At 74.3% G+C, this 16680-nt stretch carries 13 protein-coding genes; 10 read left to right on the top strand and 3 right to left on the bottom strand.

From position 1 onward, the window contains the following. Positions 1-6: 6 nt before the first annotated feature. From QM779_RS01455 to QM779_RS01425, 7 genes are read left to right on the top strand one after another with little or no spacing between them, the layout of a single operon-like run. Entirely contained in the window at positions 7-2154 is a 2148-nt protein-coding gene (locus tag QM779_RS01455) for a putative baseplate assembly protein (RefSeq protein WP_428530513.1), read from the top strand. Beyond that, positions 2154-4292, top strand: coding sequence for a phage tail protein (locus QM779_RS01450; protein ID WP_428530510.1), 2139 nt, complete (start codon positions 2154-2156; stop codon positions 4290-4292). Before QM779_RS01455 ends, QM779_RS01450 begins: the two co-directional genes overlap by 1 nt. Continuing rightward, positions 4289-5869, top strand: coding sequence for a hypothetical protein (locus QM779_RS01445; RefSeq protein WP_428530508.1), 1581 nt, complete (start codon positions 4289-4291; stop codon positions 5867-5869). The genes QM779_RS01450 and QM779_RS01445 overlap by 4 nt, the downstream gene beginning before the upstream one ends. Further along, positions 5862-7829 (top strand): ATP-binding protein, encoded by a 1968-nt coding sequence (locus QM779_RS01440; RefSeq protein WP_428530506.1) that lies wholly within the window; start codon positions 5862-5864, stop codon positions 7827-7829. The genes QM779_RS01445 and QM779_RS01440 overlap by 8 nt, the downstream gene beginning before the upstream one ends. Next, complete coding sequence (locus QM779_RS01435; RefSeq protein ID WP_428530504.1) at positions 7816-9156, top strand: hypothetical protein; 1341 nt, start codon at positions 7816-7818, stop codon at positions 9154-9156. The genes QM779_RS01440 and QM779_RS01435 overlap by 14 nt, the downstream gene beginning before the upstream one ends. Next, positions 9137-10984, top strand: a complete 1848-nt coding sequence (locus QM779_RS01430) for a hypothetical protein (RefSeq protein ID WP_428530502.1) — start codon at positions 9137-9139, stop codon at positions 10982-10984. Before QM779_RS01435 ends, QM779_RS01430 begins: the two co-directional genes overlap by 20 nt. Before the next feature lie 55 nt (positions 10985-11039). Further along, positions 11040-11258 (top strand): hypothetical protein, encoded by a 219-nt coding sequence (locus tag QM779_RS01425; protein WP_428530500.1) that lies wholly within the window; start codon positions 11040-11042, stop codon positions 11256-11258. 5 nt (positions 11259-11263) lie between these two features. On the opposite strand, the gene QM779_RS01420 is transcribed toward QM779_RS01425, so the two are convergent. Beyond that, entirely contained in the window at positions 11264-12010 is a 747-nt protein-coding gene (locus tag QM779_RS01420; protein ID WP_428530498.1) for an AfsR/SARP family transcriptional regulator, read from the bottom strand. A 215-nt stretch (positions 12011-12225) separates the two neighbouring features. Here QM779_RS01420 and QM779_RS01415 point away from each other — a divergent pair, with 215 nt between their 5' ends. Continuing rightward, positions 12226-13509: a DUF222 domain-containing protein gene (locus QM779_RS01415; RefSeq protein ID WP_428530496.1), complete on the top strand. Its 1284-nt coding sequence runs from the start codon at positions 12226-12228 to the stop codon at positions 13507-13509. A 10-nt stretch (positions 13510-13519) separates the two neighbouring features. On the opposite strand, the gene QM779_RS01410 is transcribed toward QM779_RS01415, so the two are convergent. After that, positions 13520-14572: an EamA family transporter gene (locus QM779_RS01410; RefSeq protein WP_428530494.1), complete on the bottom strand. Its 1053-nt coding sequence runs from the start codon at positions 14570-14572 to the stop codon at positions 13520-13522. A 109-nt stretch (positions 14573-14681) separates the two neighbouring features. Here QM779_RS01410 and QM779_RS01405 point away from each other — a divergent pair, with 109 nt between their 5' ends. Then, on the top strand, positions 14682-15560 hold the full coding sequence (locus QM779_RS01405) for a lysostaphin resistance A-like protein (protein WP_428533021.1): 879 nt from the start codon (positions 14682-14684) through the stop codon (positions 15558-15560). Here the strand turns inward: QM779_RS01405 and QM779_RS01400 are convergent. Continuing rightward, positions 15544-15957 (bottom strand): VOC family protein, encoded by a 414-nt coding sequence (locus QM779_RS01400; RefSeq protein ID WP_428530492.1) that lies wholly within the window; start codon positions 15955-15957, stop codon positions 15544-15546. The genes QM779_RS01405 and QM779_RS01400 overlap by 17 nt on opposite strands. A 58-nt stretch (positions 15958-16015) precedes the next feature. On the opposite strand from QM779_RS01400, the gene QM779_RS01395 reads away from it, so the two are divergent. Further along, positions 16016-16633 carry a TetR/AcrR family transcriptional regulator gene (locus tag QM779_RS01395; protein WP_428530490.1) on the top strand — a complete coding sequence of 206 codons (618 nt, stop codon included), beginning with the start codon at positions 16016-16018 and terminating at the stop codon, positions 16631-16633. The last annotated feature ends 47 nt before the right edge of the window (positions 16634-16680 follow it).

Genomic DNA, 16680 nt, shown 5'->3' with positions numbered 1-16680 from the left:
CCGACGATGGCACTGATCGGACCGATCCTCGACAACCGCACCCAGCAGCAACTGCGGGACGAACTCGTGCGCCGGATCCCGGCGTACAACCCGACGTGGACAGACCACAACGAGACCGATCCCGGGATCGTCCTGCTGGAGCTGTTCGCCTACCTCGGCGAGTCCCTGCTGTACCGCTTCAACCAGATCCCCGACACCACCCGGATCGAGTTCCTCCGGCTCCTCGGCGTGCAGCCCCGCCCCGCGCAGGCCGCGTCCGCCCTGCTGTCCGCCGTCACCGACGAGGCGGCCGGGCTGCAGGTGCTGAAGGGGTCCGAGGCCGCCGGCGCGGTCACCTTCCAGACCACCGACGAGGTGTACGTGTGGCCGCTGGAGGCCCTGGGCGCCGGCAAGACGGAGACGGACGACGGCGCCGCCGACGCGAAGGCCGACGCCCGCGAGCGCGCCGGGGTGGACACGGACGACTCCGCCTTCTACCGCACGGTCGTCACCTCCGCCGACCCGGCCGACCCGGACGCCGCGACCATCGACGTCAGCGAACAGCTCGACGCCTCGCTGTGGGTCGCGCTCCTCGCCCGACCCACCTTCGACCCGGCGCCGCTGGCCCGGCGCACCCTGTTCGTCGGGGTGGCCTTCGACGAGACCTTCCCCGTCCCGGTGAGCCTTCAGGGCCTGCACGACGACGGCACGCTCGCGACGCTGGGCTCCGACGTCCTCACCGACGACCCGCCGCCCACCGAATGGCAGCTGTGGGCAGGCACCGATTCGTCGGGGACGCCCGTCCTCCTGCCGCTCAGCGTGCTCGGCGACACCACCCGCGGCATGGTCACCACCGGCGTGGTGAAGCTGGAGCTGCCCGACGAACTGCCGCGCCTGCGCGGCCTCGGGGACGGTCTCGCCGACAACCCCCCGATCATTGACGACGAGGACGTCCGGGCCCGGATCGTCGCCTGGCTGCGCGTCCGACGCCCGCTGCGCAACGACATCGGCGACGCCATCCACCGCGTCCGCTGGGTGGGGGCGAACTGCGTGGGCGCCGAGCAGTCCCGCACCCCGCCGCCCGAACTGCTCGGCAGCGGCACCGGCGACGCCGACCAGCGGTACAGCCTCAACCACTCCCCCGTCCTGCCCGCGACCGTCGTGCTCCAGGTCGAGGAGCCCACCGGCTGGGTGGACTGGACCGAGGTCGAGAACTTCTCCGCCAGCACGCTCGACGACCGGCACTTCACCGTCGACCACGAGCTCGGCGCGGTCGTGTTCGGACGCGCCCGAGTGCCGCAGCTCGGCGAGCGCATCCGCGTCCAGTCCTACCGGTACAGCGACGGCGCGAAGGGCAACCTGCCCGCGGCCTCGATCACCTCGTTCACCGCGCATCCCGGCATCACGGTCACGAACCCGTTCCCCGCGGTCGGCGGCGCGGACCCCGTCCCCCTGCAGGACGCCCTGGCTGCGATCCCGGGCCAGGTGCACCGGCGCGACCGCGCCGTCACCCCGGAGGACTACCGGGCGCTGACGCGGGAGGTCAGCGGGGTGGCGCGGGCCGAGGTGCTGCCGACCTTCCACCCCGACACCCCCACCGTCGAGGCGGCCGGTGTCACGACGGTGGTCGTCCTGCCCGACGAGGACACCCGCAACCCCGACGCCCCGCTGCCCGACATCGGGCTGCTGCGCCGGGTCGCCACCTACCTGCAGCCGCGGCGGCTCGTCACGGCCGAGCTGTACGTCATCCCGCCCGAGTACGTGGAGGTCGCGATCTCGGTCGGCGTCCAGGTGCGTCAGGGCTACCAGGTGGACGCCGTGCGCCGATGGGTGGAGCAGATCGTGCGGCAGTACCTGTCCGCCGTGCCGCCCCACGGTCCCGACGGCGCCGGCTGGCCGCTGGGCCGCGCCGTCCGTGCCGCAGAGCTGGAGGCGGTCGCCGTCCAGGTCGAGGGCGTCGAATACGCGGTCGGCACGCGGCTGGCGCTCGTCCGCACCGCCGCCGACGGGGTCACCCCCGTTGTCGAGGAGCGCGACCTGATCGAGCTGGCGAGCTGGCAGCTGCCGGAGGTCGTCACCCTCGACGTGGTCCGCGGCGACCCGCCCGAGCCGGCGGCCCCGGAGCCTCCGCCGACCGGCAAGGTGCCCGTCCCGCTGCCCCCGGAGGTGTGCTGATGTACGCCGACCGGAGCGTGGCCCTGCTCGCCGACACCGACCAGTGGGCGCGCTGCTCCCACGACGGCACCGTGCTGCTGCGTGCCGGCGGCGTGGGGCTCGACTGGACGGACGTGCCCCCACCCGCGCGCTGGGACGACGCCGACGGCGCCTGCGTCCCGACCCCGCCCGCCGTGCCGCCGGTGTGCCCCGGCGGAATCGCCTCGAACCGCTGGTGCCGCACGTGGCGGTCGCGGCCGGAGCTCGGGACGCTCGACCTCCACCCCCGTGGGCAGGCGGCCCGTTCCGGGGTTCCGGGCGGCCTCCGCCACCCCACCGGTCTCGCCGTCGACGGGGAGGACCGCCTGTACGTCGTCGAGGCTGCCGGACGGGCGATCGTGGTGGTGGACCTCGTCGCAGAGCGCGTGCTGCACCGCGTGCCGGTCGCCGGGCGTCCCCTCGACGTGGTCGCGTGGGGCCCCGGCGGCGTCCTCGTGCTGACCGCGTCCCCGCGACGCGTCGTGCGGCTGGACGGACGCCGCGGGCCGTGCCCGGGGCCGGGCCCGGTGCGCCGCCCCTGCGGCCGCCCGGGACTGTCCCCTGCGCGGCTGGCCGTCCTGTCCGGGCGCGTCGTCGTGCTCTGGCGGGGACGCGACACCGCGGTGGTCGCCGACCTGGACGGCACCGAACTGGTCGAGTGCCCCGGGGCGACCGACATCGCCGCCACCACCGACGGGCTCCTCGTCGTCGCGCTGCAGCCGGGCCGGGCGTTCCGGCGGTACGGGCAGCTGGACGGCACGCTGGTCGAGGACGAGCCGCTCGCCGCCGCCGACTACGACGGCGGCGCGGTCGGCATCGACCCCACCGGCCGGGTGGTCTACACGACGGCGGGCGGGTCCCGGACGACCCAGGGACCGCTCGCCCGCCACGTCCGCCAGGGTGTCGTCACCACCTACCGGCTCGACAGCGGCGCCTACCGGACGCGCTGGGGGCGGCTGTTCCTGGACGCCTGCCTTCCGACCGGCACCGGGCTCGTGGTCAGGGCGCTCACCAGCGACGAGGACGAGGTGGACGACCCGCTGGTGCCGGGGCTGCCCGCGCGCGGCGGCGTCGCCGTGCCGTTCCCCGAGCAGACCCCGCCGCTGCCGGCGGTCGGGGCCATGGACGCCGTCGCGCCCGTCCCGGTGGTGCGGCGCGGGAACGGACCCGGCCTGGGCGCGGTCGACCCCTTCGTCACCGGCACCGAGTGGACCACCTACGAGACCGGCATCGCCGCGCCGCCCGGCCGCTACCTGTGGCTGCGGCTGGAGCTGAGCGGCACCGGGCGGACGTCCCCGAAGCTGCGGGCGCTGCGGGTCGAGCGGCCGGGCCACGCGCTGCTGTCCGCCCTCCCCCGGATGTACTCCTCCGTCGACGAGCAGGCCGACTTCCTGCACGGCTACCTCACCCCGGCCGAGGGCCTGCTGCACGACCTGGACACCGCCGCAGCCGAGCGTCGCGTCCTCGTCTCGCCCACGAGCGCTCCGGCGGACTTCCTGCCGTGGCTGGCGTCCCTGGCCGGCATCGTGCTGGACCTGCGCTGGCCGGAGGCTGCCCGCCGCGCACTGCTCGCCGAGGTGTACCGGCTCTACGCCTTCCGCGGCACACAGGCGGCGCTCGAGCGCCTGCTGCGGCTCTACCTCGGCCGGGACGCCCGGATCATCGAGCGGTGGCGGCTGCGCGGGCTGGGCGGTGCCGTCCTGGGGTTCGACCCCGAAGGGCTCGACTCCCCCACCGTGTCCGGGACGACCCGCAGGGCGGGCATGCTGGGGCACTTCACGATCGGCGGCGCGCTGCCGTCCACCGACTCCTACCGCCGGCTCGCCCACCGGTTCACCGTGCTCGTGCCCGGCTGCCTCACCAGCGAACAGCGCGAGGTGGTCGGCGACATCATCGCGGCCCACAAGCCGTCCCACACGCTCGCCGACGTGTGCGAACTGGGCGACGGCCTCCCGGTCGGTCGGTTGCGGCTGGGCCTGACCGCGTACGTGGCCCCGCGCGCGGGTCGTCGCACCGGGGTGCTCGGACGGGCCCGGCTCGGCGCGGACGGCACGCTCGGCACTCCCGTGGTCGCCTCCAGGGTGGGCAGCGGCAGGCTCGGGGCGGTGAGGGTCGGATGACCGGGCTGAGCATCGAGCGGTTGAGCGCGACCGCCGCGGCCGACTGGCCGGCACCCGGCGAGGTCGACGGGATGCTGCGCCGGATCGCCGCCGACCGGCTGGGACCCGCGCTGGCCGCGCAACCACTCCCCGAGGGCGAGTGGTGCGTGCGGCGCATCGACGTGGACGTCGACCTCGATCCGGAGCGTCCGCTCAGCGCGCTGGAGACCGACTGGGCCGACCGCATCGTCACCGCGCTGCGCCAGTCGCTGCGCGACGGGTCCCGCGACGTCGTGCGCTACTTGCGTCCCGAGCAGGCCGTGGACGACCTGCTCCGCGGCCTGGCCACCGGGCGGGCGGAGCGGGCGTGGGCGTGGGGTCAGGTCGGCCTGTGGCACCCCGGCGACCCGGACCCACGCTCCGATCCCCGCGGTCTGTTCCTCGCTGTCCTCGCCCGGCTTCCGCAGGGCCCGTCCGCCGCGCTCGACCGGCTGGTCCGCCGCGTCGGCTTCGCGCCCGTCCACCGGCTGCTCGGCAGCGAGGGCTGGACGCGGGTCACAGGCCTCGTCGCTCCGGGTCTCGACCTCGCGGTCCTGCTCGGCGACCCGGCCGACGTCGTCCCGTCGCGCCACCCGAAGCGCCGGGCCGCGGCTGCGTCGGACAGGGCGCGCCTGGCCAGAACGATCATCGAGGGGGGCACGCTCCCCGCCGCGATCCGCTCGACCGGGATCAGGGCCGACGTCGCGACCGCGCGCTCGTGGGCACTGCTCACGGTGGCCGCCTCCGACCCGTCGCTCCTGCGGCGACCCACGGCGCAGCTCGGTGCGCTCGTCCGGGACGTGGCGGCGCTCCTCACCCCGGGGCCCGCGCGCACGTTGGGCGAGCGGCGCGGCACCGACGCGGCGGCGGCGACCGCGCAGAGCGCGGCCGGGCCGTCGTCCCGGCCGACCGGGGCTGACCCCGCGGGTGACCCCACGGACGCCCGGGCGTCGATCGACAGTCGGCCCGCGCCGGCGACGGATGAGCCCGCGCCGGCGACGGATGTGCCCGTGCGGCCACGGCCGTCGGTCGAGGCACTCGACCCGGTCGCCGACGAACCCGAGCCCGCCCACACGGCATGGGGAGGGCTGGCCTTCCTGCTCCACACGGCCGCCGATGCCGGGTTGCCGACGATCCTCGACGAGCCGCCCTTCCTGGCCCGGCCCGCCGCCTGGGTGCTGCGGCTGCTCGGCAGCGAGCTGGTCGGTGCCGCCGAGGACGACCCCGCCCTCCTCGTCCTCTCCGGCGCGGAGGCGGTCACCGGCCAGCCCGCCCCCGCCGACGACGAACGCGCGGCGATCCGGACGTGTGCCGCGCGCTGGGCCTCCGCCACCGCGGCCCGGCTGCGGGCGGGCAGGGACGGCCTCGCGCAGGTCCCGGACACCGACATCGTCCGCGGACTCGCCCGCCGGGAGGCGACGGTCCGGTGGGAGCCCGGCTGGGTCGAGGTGTGCCTGGCGTTGGCCGACGTCGACCTCGACGTGCGGCGCGCGGGCCTCGACCTCGACCCGGGGTGGGTGTGGTGGCTGGGCCAGGTGGTCAGGATCCGCTATGAGTGACCTCGCCGTCCTTCCCGTCGCCGGCGTGGTCGGCGACGACCTCACCGCGCGCACCGTCCGGGTGGCCCGGCAGGTGGCTGACGTGGTCGCGCGCACCTGTTCCCCGGAGTCGGGAGCCCCGCAGGCGGTGGCCTTCCTCCGCGACTGGGCGGACGCCGCGGCGCCGGCCCCGGTCCGCTCGGGCGAGCCGCTGGACCGGCTGGCCACCCGCTTCGGGCTGAGCGAGGCGGAACTCGACCTGCTCGTCCTCGCCGGGCTGCCCGAGGAGCACGAGGGCCTGGCGAGCACCTTCCGCTCCCTGCACCCCCTGGCCGAGCCCCGGCCGACGGTCGGCCTCGCCGCCCTCCTGCGCGGCGGCACTCCCGCCGAGCGGGCAGCCCTGCGCGACCTGCTGTCCGCGGGGGCAGCCGTGCGCGCCGGCCTGCTGCGACTGGGCGGGGGGGTGCCGTTCTTCGAGCGCTCGCTGCTGACTGCCGACGCCCTCTGGGCCGCCCTGCACGGGTCCGACGCGTGGCCGGAGACCCTCCCGCGGACCGTGCTCGCCCCGCCGCCGCCGGGGATGGGACCCTGGCTCGAACGTCCGGACGTGCAGGCGTGCGTGGCCGCCGTCCGGCGCGGGGTCAGGGCGCTCCTGGTGGTGCCGCACGAGAACCGCGCGATCGGACGGGCGCGCTGCGCGGCCATCGCCGCCGCCGCCGGGGTGCCGATCGTCGGCGCGTCCCTCGGCCCGGCCGACACCGAGGGCATCGCCCTGCTGCTCGCGCACGCCGCCGCGCGCGGCGCCGTCCCCTTCATCGAGCCCGGGGACGCCGACCGCCCCGCCGCGTCGCTGGCGCTCGGCGACTACCCGGGTCCCGTGATGGTCAGCGCCGCCCCGGGTGCGGTGGTGCCGCCGGCCGACCGGGCCGTGCTCGCCGTCGACGCCGGCCCCGTCCCCACGGCCGCCGTCCGTGCCGGCTGGCACGCCGCACTGCCGGGCATCGACGGACGCCTGCGCGACCTTGCCGCCCGACACCCGCTCGACCCCACCGTGACCGCCCAGCTCAGCCTCGACCTGGCGGTGGCAGGGCGCGATCCCGACCCCGCGCACGTGGCGGAGGTCGTGCGCACCCGCACCGGGGTGAACCTGCCGGCCGGCGCGCGCCTGCTCACCCCGCACGTGCACTGGTCCGACCTCGTGCTGCCCCCGGACGCCCTCGCCCAGCTCCACGCCGCGGTCGCCCGGCTCGAGCAGCAGGCCACCGTGCTCGAGGACTGGGGCCTGGCCGAGCACGCGCAGGCCACCCGCGGCGTGCGGCTGCTGTTCTCCGGTCCGCCCGGCACGGGCAAGTCGCTGGCGGCCGCCGTCCTCGCCACGGCAGCCCGGACCGACCTGATGGTCGTCGACGTCTCCCGGCTGGTGTCGAAATGGCTGGGCGAGACCGAGAAGAACCTCGCCGCCACGTTCGAGGCGGCCGAGCGCACCCGCTCGGTGCTGCTCCTGGACGAGGCGGACGCCCTGTTCGGCACCCGCACCGAGATCTCCGACGCGCACGACCGGTACGCCAACCTCGAGACCGCGTACCTGCTGCAGCGGATCGAGCAGTTCGACGGCCTGGTCGTCCTGACCAGCAACCTGCGCCAGAACATCGACCCCGCGTTCACGCGCCGGCTCGACTTCGTGGTCGACTTCCCGCTGCCCGACCTCGCGGCCCGGGTCGCGCTGTGGCGGCGCTGCCTGCCCGCGCCGTCCCTCGGCGCTGTGCTCGCGCCGGACCTCGACCTGGACGGCCTGGCCCGCCTGTACCCCGTCCCCGGCGGCTGGATCCGCAACGCCGCCGTCGCCGCGGCGTTCGACGCGGCCGGGTCCGGGGAGCCGATCACGGGGCGGCGCCTCGTCGACGCCGTCCGCAGGGAGTACCTCAAAGCCTCCACCCCGTTCCCGGGTGAGCCACCAAGGAGACGCGATGACCACGACTGACGAGCACACATACTCGGGCACGAGCGCCGACGCCACCGACGCGCTGGCGGCCCTGCCGCTGTGGCCCTGGAACGACCTGCGGGCGTCCACGGGCATGCTGCTCGGCGCGGACGACTTCGACGTGCTGATGGGCAACCCGCGCGCGAAGCACCAACTCCACAACGCGTGGCTGCACGGACGCGGGGTGGTCTGGGGGCTGAGGCTGCGCGAGCACGGCGAGTGGGAGCTCGAGGTCTCCCGCGGGCTCGCGATCGACGGCTGGGGCCGGGAGCTCCACCTCGACGCGGGGACCTGCCTGTCCTTCCGGCAACTCCTCGAGGACGACCACGACCCGACGTGCGGCAACCGGGAGGTCGTGCTGTGCGTGGTCGCGTCCTTCGACGCCTGCCTGGACGCCCCCGTCCCCGCGCTCGCCGACCCGTGTGACGTCACCCGCGACAGCGAGGAGTACTCCCGCGTGGTCGAGCGGGTCCGGCTCACCGTCGTCCGCGGGTGTCCCCCCGCCGCACCGCCGGCCTACCACCGGGTGCGGGTGCTGCTGGGCCTCGACGTCGTGGGCGAGGACGACGAACCGGGCAAGCAGGCGCTGGTCAGCCTGAACGAGGTGCTCGCAGCTCCCGCCGCGTCCCGCGCCCGCGAGCTGCTGTGGCACTTCCGCTGCCTGGCCGCCCTCGACGCGGCCGACCGGCGGCCGGCGGGCGGGGCGTGCGAGCCCGGCCTGTTCCCTGTGGCCGAGGCGGACGCGGGCGTGGTGCTCGGCTGCCTGCACCTCACGGTCAGGGACGAGTCGGGCTGCCCGGACATCGTGGAGGTCACCCTCGACCAGTGCTGCCGCGAGACCGTGCTCCCCACGACCGTGATCCAGGACCTCGTCTGCGGGTTCGCGCCCGGCCTGCTCGGCGAAGCGGAGGCGGGGGTCGGGCCGCAGGCGGTCCCTGGCAGCATCGAGTGGGGCCCGCACGCCAGGGAGTTCTCGTTCGCGGTCACGGCCGACCTGCTCCCGTCCACGCTGACCAGGGACGCGATCTCGGTGACGTCGCTGTCGACGCGGGGCTGGGTCGTCGAGGACCTCGAGCGGAGGCCGCGCTACGACAAGGAGACCGGACGCGTTGTCGTCCGGCTGGCCGACCGGCCGATCCACCCGCTGATCCGGGTCGTCCTGCAGGGCACCGGTCCCACCCCGGTGTACGGGGCCGACCCGCCCGTGCCTCTCGCCGGCGTCGTCGGCGACGACCCCGGCCATACCGCCCAGGGCCGCGACGCGGTCCTGAGCGGCCCGAACCCGCTGTACGAGGGAGCTGATTCCGGTGACCACCACGAAGAGTGACTGCGGCTGCGCAGGCGGCGGGACCACCGCGGCGCGGACGTCGAACGCAACCAGGGCTGCCGTCGTCCGGTCGGCCGCGCGGGCGAGCGCCCCGTCCGCCTCGACCGCAGCCGTCCCGACCGTGACCGCGTCGGGCGGGGGCACGATCGTGCTCGACGGCTTCCGCGCCCTGAACCCTGTCGACGGGCTGTTCCTTCGAGCCGAGCACCTCGACGCGATCCAGGACTACGCGCTCGCCCTCACCACCGCGCTCGCCACCGCCGGCGGGACCGGGGTGGTGTACGGGCTCGGGGTGACCCTCGACGGAGAGGACCTCGAGGTCTCCCCCGGCCTGGCGGTGACCCCGCACGGACGCCTGCTGCTGCTCACGTCCACGGTACGGGTGACCCTCGACGACAGCCACGTCCCGGACCGTCCGGTGAACGGTTTCTGGCGGGTCGAACTGTTCGGAGCACGTGGCACCTCCGGGTCGGCACCGGTCTACGGGAGCCTCTGCAACGACGGGTGCGGGGACGGCGACGGGTCGACCATCCAGCCGTGGCGGGAGGAGGGCGTCGAGCTGCGCCTCACCCCCGACAGCCTCGCCGGCCTGGACGGCGTCGGCACCGACCGGCGGGTGAACTGGCTGGCGTCGGCCTACTTCGAACGCGAGCGCGCCACGGGCGGCCCGTGGCTCACCCCCGCCGCCGCGGCGGGCACGATCGCACCGGTGCGCTCCCACGACTGGGAGGACGCCACGCCACTGCCCGGGGAGGCCGGCGTCCCGCTCGCCCTCGTCCAGAGTGTTGCCGGCAGCTATCGGCTGGACGTGTGGGCGGCCCGACGGCTCGTCGACGGGCCGCTGGCCGGCGCCGCCTGGCGGAACCGGCTCGCGATGCGGCCGTGGGCAGTGTTCCTCGCCCAGGTGCTGCAGTTCCAGGCCGAGCTGGCCACCACCGGGGTGCAGAGCGGACTGACCGGCGTCGGCGCCGTGCACGCGCAGGCGTCCGCGAAGGAGCTCCTCGAGGAGACGCAGCGCTTCATCAGCGGCCTCAGCGAGAAGGACCCTATGCGCGGCCGCAAGGTCTTCCAGCGGCTCGAGGAGGTGGTGGACAAGGTGGCGGAGGAGCCGGCCGATCCGTCCGGCGCGTCGTCGGCCGCCCGCGCCGACCTCGGCGAGCTGCCGCCGGCCGGCTACCTGCAGGTCGACGAGCACCGCAAGGACCTCGAGGGGGTCGTCACGGCGTTCTTCGGCGACCACGTGGACGTGCGGTTCCGCAGGCTGCGCGCCGACCAGGTGGCCGACGAGGTCCTGGCCGCGCAGTCCCGCGACCGGATCCCGCTCGACCCGGTGACTGCCGACCGGCCGAAGGTCGACGTGCTCATCCCCGCCGAGCCGGCGGACAGGCCGGAGCTCGTGGCGGCGTCCTACGGCTGGGTGGCGTTCGTCCGCAGGGGCCCCGAGGAGGTTGCCGAGGCAGCACCACCAGCGACCGAGGACGTCGACGTGTACGTGTACACCGTCGATGCGGATGCCGTGGCACGGCTCGACAGGGTGTTCACGAGGAAGGACCTGCAGAGCGCGCAGGCCGTGGGCACGCTCACCTTCCCGCAGGGCTCCTGGGCGTACCCGGGCGGTGAGGTGGCCCGCAAGGTCCTCGACAGCATTGTGGGCAGCAGTCCGGTGATGATGGTCGGGCTGACCAGGGGCGACGACACCCCGCTCGTCGCGCTGAGGGCCGGCCTGTTCGGGACGTCGCTCGACTCGGGGGCGTCCCTGCCGGTCCGGGCCTGGCCGGACCAACCGGTCGAGGCGATCGTTGTCGTCGTGCCGATCGTGCTGAACTGAGCCCGGCGATGAGCTGGCTCCATCACGCCCGACCCGTCCCGATCGTGGGGAGACCATGACCGGCCCCACCATGTTCGGCGTCTGCACGCTGCGCGCCGAGGTGCAGCCCGAGCACCTCCTGATCACGATCACCACGAGCCGGGCGCTGGAGTCGAGTGCGCAGCGCACCTTCGTGTCGCGGCCGCGGACGGTGGCGTCCGTCCGGGACGCGCTGGCGATCACCGAGCAGTTCCTGCTGTCGTTCGCGGTCTGGGAGGAGTCCGCGCACGGCTGAGCGCGTCAGCAGGAGGCGTGGGCGAGGACAGCGGGACGCACGAGGGGCGAGAGCAGTTCCCGCATGGTCGCGGACGGCCGGGCACCGAGTTCGTCCTCGAGGAGTTCGGCGAACCTGAGGTACTCGCGGACGGCCTCGGCGACGTTGCCCTGGCTGAGGTGGGCCCGCACCAGGACCCGGTGGGCGCTCTCCCGCAGCGGCTCGGCCGCGGTCGCGGCGAGGGCGATCCGCAAGGCGTCGTCGCTGCGTCCGGAGTCGACCAGTTCGTCGCCGACGAGGTCCATGGCCCGGAGGCAGGCCTGACGGCAGCGCTCGCGCTCGAGGACCACCCAGTCGTCGTCCCAGCCGGGGAGCAGGTCGTCCCCCGCGCGGACGAGGCGCAGGGAGAGCGCGACGAGGTCCTCGGTGGCGCGCGGTGCCACCGGCGGCGACGAGGCCAGCAGGGCCAACTGGTCGACGTCCACCTCGACCCGCGGATCGAGGTGGATGTGCGTGGCAGAGGATGTCACGATGCGCAGCGGCGCCAGCCGCCACAGGCAGGACCGCAGGCTGGCCGCGGCGTGGCGCGGGTCGACGTCCGCCCACAGTGCCTCGCTGATCCTGCCGCGGGCGGCCGGCCGGTGCTGGAGCGCGACGTAGGCCAGGAGGCGACGGGACGCGGGGGCCAGGTCCACGGTCACGCCGTGGACCGTGAGCTCGAAGCCGCCGACGAGGGACAACACCACGTCCGGCGGGGAGGGACGCCTGGACACTCTGCCCCCACGGGTGGTCGCCTGGGTTGATGCTCCTTCGCCGGGGACGGGCGCGCAAGGTGCAGGTTTGCCACCCGGGGGTGAGGAGGGAGTTGGTGAGGTCCGGACACCCTGTCTACCGGAGTCGATTCCTGGAACCAGGCCCCTGTCTTATTGCCTTGAGAAAGTGATTTTTGACTCTTGTATTCGAACAGGTGTTCGTCTATGATGAGGGGATGGAGCAGCGCTCACTCGAGACCGGCGACATCGTCGCCTGGCGCGAGGCGCTGCCCACACTGAGCGAGGACGTGCCCGACGCCGAGCGCATTGACCGGATCCGCGCGCTGGAGGAACTGAAGGGGGCGATCGCGGCCGCCCAGGCGCGTGAGGCGGTCGCGCTGAGGCGGTCGGTGGTCGAGGCGGAGGCGGCGCGTGGCATCCCTGCGCGGGCTCGGGGTCGAGGGGTGGCGGCAGAGGTCGCGCTGGCGCGCCGGGAGTCGCCCACGAGGGGTGACCGGCTGATGGGTCTGGCGCGGGCGCTCGTCGACGAGTTGCCCCACACAATGGCGGCGCTCACACGGGGCGCGATCAGCGAGTGGCGGGCGACGCTGGTGTGCCGGGAGACGGCCTGCCTGACTCTGGCTGATCGGCGAAAGGTGGACGAGGGGCTGGCGGCGGAGTTGCCGTCGCTGTCCGACCGGCAGGTGGCGGCGACGGCGCGCCGGCTGGGGTACGAACTCGACCCGCACTCTGTCGTCGAGCGGAGCGCCCGGGCCGCGGAGGACCGGCGGGTGACGATCCGCCCTGCGCCGGACACGATGGCGATCGTGTCCGCCGTGCTGCCGGTGGCGCAGGGGGTCGCGCTGTACGCGGCGCTGCGCAAGGCGGCGGATGTGGCGCGGGTGCAGGGCGACCAGAGGGCCCGCAACCAGGTAATGGCTGACACGCTGGTCTGCCGGGTGACCGGCCAGACCGCAGCCGACCAGGTGCCGGTGGAGATCCAGCTCGTGATGACGGATCGCTCGCTCTGGGGAGGCAGCAGGGTCGCCGCCGACATTTCCGGGTACGGCCCGGTGCCGGCCGAGGTGGCGCGGGGCCTCGTCGCGGGGCTCGACCCGAAGGCGCAGGCGTGGGTGCGGCGGCTCTACACGGCACCGGGCAGCGGCGAGTTGGTGTCGCTGGACTCGAAACGGAGAACATTCCCGAGGTCACTGCGGCGATTCCTCGCGACGCGCGACCAGGCGTGTCGAACACCCTGGTGCGGAGCTCCGATCAGGCACGCCGACCACGTGGTGCCGGCGAGACAAGGGGGCCTGACCAGCGTGGCGAACGGCCAGGGCCTGTGCGAACGCTGCAACCAGCTCAAGGAGACTCCGGGCTGGCACGCCGTCGCGTCCCCGGACGGCGAGATCCGCACCACCACAGCCACCGGCCACACCTACACCAGCCGAGCCCCGACCCTGCCGCACCCCGGTCCGCGGATCCGCATCGACATCCTCGAGTGGGCGGACGCCGCCTGAGGCAGTCAGTTCACCGGTGGCTGTGACGGTTGTGGGTGTGACGGTGGTGGGCGTCCGGGAAGTGGGAGTGGGTGTGCGTCACCGCTGCATGCGCGTGGGGATGGCTGTGCCGGGTGCCGGCCGGCAGCGGGTCGTCGTGCTCGTGGTTGTGGTGGCCGTCGCCGTGGGTGTGCCAGTGCTCGTGCGTGGTCGGCTGGTGGGTGTGTGAGTGCTCGTGTCGTTCGGTGACGTGCAGCCACACGCCGATGCCCATGAGCAGCGAGGCCGCGGCAAGGGTCGCCGTGACCGGTTCGCCCATTGCCACGGCGAGGAGGGCACCGAAGAAGGGCGCGACCGAGTAGTAGGCGCCGGCCCGGGCGGTGCCGACGTACCGCATGGCGACGATGAAAAGCACGAGCGAGACACCGTAGGCCAGCAGTCCGACTGCCATCGCTACCGCGACATTGCCCGGCGAAGGCAACATCGCTCCGAGGACCAGCGCGAGCACCAGGTTCACCGGCCCGGCCACCCCGCCCTTGATCGCCGCGAGCCAGGTGGCGTCGTGGAGCGAGACCTTCCGGGTGAGGTTGTTGTCGATGGCCCAGCACAGGCACGCGCCGACGATGGCGAGCGACGGCCAGGGACTGCCCAGGCTGACGCCTCCCTGCATGGTCAGGACGATGGCGCCGGCGACGATGGAGAGCATGCCGAGCCCGACCCTGCGATCGAAGGGTTCACGGAACACCACCCATGCGATGACCGCGGTGAGGACGGCCTCGGCGTTGAGCAGTAGCGACGCGCTGGAGGCCGGGAGGGTGTTCAGCCCGATCATGAGCAGGACGGGACCGGCGATCCCGCCAAACCCCACGGCCCCGGCCAGGTGCGCCCATTCCGCCCGCGCGAGGTGTGGCCGTGGAGCGCGGCGGGCGAGTTGCCACAGGCTCAGGCCGACGCCGGAGCCCAGGTACAGCAGTCCGGCCAGGAGCCAGGGGTTCGTGGCGCCGAGCAGGAGCTTGGCGATCGGGGTTCCGGCGCCGAACAGTAGGGCCGAGAGCAGGCCGGCCTGGACGCCCCGGTTCCTCATGGCGCCAGACTATGGCGTCCGGCCCGTAGCGACGGATCGCGTCTCCTGGCTGCGGCGGACGCCATCCTCGCCGTCGACGCCCGGCCCTAGGGTGTGTGCCGTGAATTCCATGGAGGCGCGCGAACGAACCCCGTGGGCGTGGGGGCCGGCCGGAGTGGGCATGCTGTTCGCACTGATCGGCGCGGCGGGCGTGCTCAACGCGCTCGGAGGGGCCTCGGGCGACTCCCCGTTGGTCGCGGGTGCGGGCTTCGTCGGCGTGGTTGTCGCGGTGGTGCTGGCGATCTGGCTCTACCGCCGGGTGATCATGCGAAGGATCGCGCGTCGCGAGCCGGTCGAACTGCCGGCCTGGCCGTGGTGGCGTCCGGTGCTGCTCGGGGCCGCCGGCGGCGTGGCCTTCATGGGCGTCAGCGCGACCATCGTCAGCGGCCTCGGCGGATACAGCTTCAGCCTCGCGGGAGGCCTGAGCCCCGCACAGTGGTTCGAACTGGCCGGGCTGGTGCTCTCGTCCAGCGTCCTGGAGGAGCTGACCTTTCGCGGCGTCGCCCTGCAGGCCATCGAACGGGGTCTGGGCTGGGCGCCGGCCCTGCTCATCACGGCCGCCTTCTTCGGAGCTGCACACCTCGTCAACCCCGGCGCCACCTGGTTCGGCGCGCTGGCGATCGCCATCGAGGCGGGCCTGCTGCTGGGAGCGGTCTTCCTGGCCACCCGCAGCCTGTGGTGGGTGATCGGGCTGCACGCCGCGTGGAACCTCACCGAGGCGCTGCTCGGCATCCCCGTGTCCGGCCAGCGGGCACCGTCCCTCCTCCACGCCGAGGTGAGCGGTCCGGACCTGCTCACCGGTGGCGACTTCGGCATCGAGGCCTCCGTCGTGCCGATGGTGATCGGAGTGGTCGTCGCGGCCGTCACGCTCGTGGTGGCGCACCGGCGCGGCACGCTCGGCCCAGCGTTCGGACGTCAGGTGGGGGCCGGCCCTACCCCTCGCTCGTAGGGCGGCCGGCGAAACGGCGCCGCGCCTCGTCCGAGACGGGCGCGAACAGGTTGACCAGGTTGCCGTCGGGGTCGCGCAGGAGCGCCGACCGGTTGCCCCACGGCATGTCGGTGGGTTCGAGCACCCAGGGTTCGAGGTCTCCCAGCCGCTGGAACTCGGCGTCCACGTCGGACACGCGGAGTTCGATGATCACGGACCGGTTCGACGCCGCCTCGGCCGCACCTTCGCCGAAGAGGCGGACGGTCCGGGAGTCACCGAGGGCGATCGTGGCCAGAGGCGTCACCAGCTCGGCGAAGACGGGAGCCGGTCGCCTGGCCGCAACGCCGGTGACGTGTTCATAGAAGTCGACCATGCGGTCGAGGTCGTCGGTGATGATGCGGACGGACGCGAGCTCCATGGGGACTCCTTCTCCATGAGGTGGAAATCAAACGCTACGCTACAGTAGCGTAGCGCTCATGGACGACGTGGCGACGGGAGCAGTTCACTCCGACCGGGAGGAGAGGCGACCCGCGGAGCGCGTCCCAGACGGACGCTCGCAACGTTCTCGACGGACGGTTCTGACGGCCGCCACCGAGTTGTTGGAGGCGGGGGGCGTCGGCGGCTTCAGCGTCGACGCGGTCGCCCGGCGATCGGGGGTGGCGAAGACGACGATCTACCGCCATTGGCCGACCCGCGAGGCCCTGATTCTCGAGGCCTGCGAAGGACTGGACGCGCGCTACGACGTGCCCGACACGGGCAGCCTCCGCGGCGATCTGAGCGCCTTCGTCGCCGACATCGCCCGCATGGTGACCCAGGCCGGCTGGGCTTCGGTCCTGCCCTCGATCGTCGACGCGGCCGAACGCAGCAGCGAGTTCGCCGTGATGCACAGCCGGATCCAGCGGGGCCACGCCGCGCCCGTCCGCCTGATCGTGGACCGGGCGATCGCGCGCGGCGAACTGCCGCGCGGGACCGACCCGGCGGAGCTGGCGGCCGCGCTGCTCGGCCCGGTCTTCTACCGACGCTGGTTCTCGCGGGAGCCGCTCGACGCGTCGTTCGTGGACGCTGTCGTCAGCCGGGTCGTCCCGCGCGCCTGAACGCGAACGGCGGAGCCGCCATCTCCGGGAGGGTGCCGAGTCGGGCT

Source organism: Propionicimonas sp. (assembly GCF_049840635.1).
Classification (GTDB): Bacteria; Actinomycetota; Actinomycetes; order Propionibacteriales; family Propionibacteriaceae; genus Propionicimonas.
This window is presented reverse-complemented; position numbering and strand designations above follow the sequence as displayed.

Excerpts from the sequence above, each read along its gene's own strand:
- QM779_RS01455 (WP_428530513.1), top strand. The coding sequence starts at position 7 with ATGGCACTGATCGGACCGATCCTCGACAACCGCACCCAGCAGCAACTG.
- QM779_RS01450 (WP_428530510.1), top strand. The coding sequence starts at position 2,154 with ATGTACGCCGACCGGAGCGTGGCCCTGCTCGCCGACACCGACCAGTGG.
- QM779_RS01445 (WP_428530508.1), top strand. The coding sequence starts at position 4,289 with ATGACCGGGCTGAGCATCGAGCGGTTGAGCGCGACCGCCGCGGCCGAC.
- QM779_RS01440 (WP_428530506.1), top strand. The coding sequence starts at position 5,862 with ATGAGTGACCTCGCCGTCCTTCCCGTCGCCGGCGTGGTCGGCGACGAC.
- QM779_RS01435 (WP_428530504.1), top strand. The coding sequence starts at position 7,816 with ATGACCACGACTGACGAGCACACATACTCGGGCACGAGCGCCGACGCC.
- QM779_RS01425 (WP_428530500.1), top strand. The coding sequence starts at position 11,040 with ATGACCGGCCCCACCATGTTCGGCGTCTGCACGCTGCGCGCCGAGGTG.
- QM779_RS01415 (WP_428530496.1), top strand. The coding sequence starts at position 12,226 with ATGGAGCAGCGCTCACTCGAGACCGGCGACATCGTCGCCTGGCGCGAG.
- QM779_RS01410 (WP_428530494.1), bottom strand. The coding sequence starts at position 14,572 with ATGAGGAACCGGGGCGTCCAGGCCGGCCTGCTCTCGGCCCTACTGTTC.
- QM779_RS01405 (WP_428533021.1), top strand. The coding sequence starts at position 14,682 with ATGGAGGCGCGCGAACGAACCCCGTGGGCGTGGGGGCCGGCCGGAGTG.
- QM779_RS01400 (WP_428530492.1), bottom strand. The coding sequence starts at position 15,957 with ATGGAGCTCGCGTCCGTCCGCATCATCACCGACGACCTCGACCGCATG.
- QM779_RS01395 (WP_428530490.1), top strand. The coding sequence starts at position 16,016 with ATGGACGACGTGGCGACGGGAGCAGTTCACTCCGACCGGGAGGAGAGG.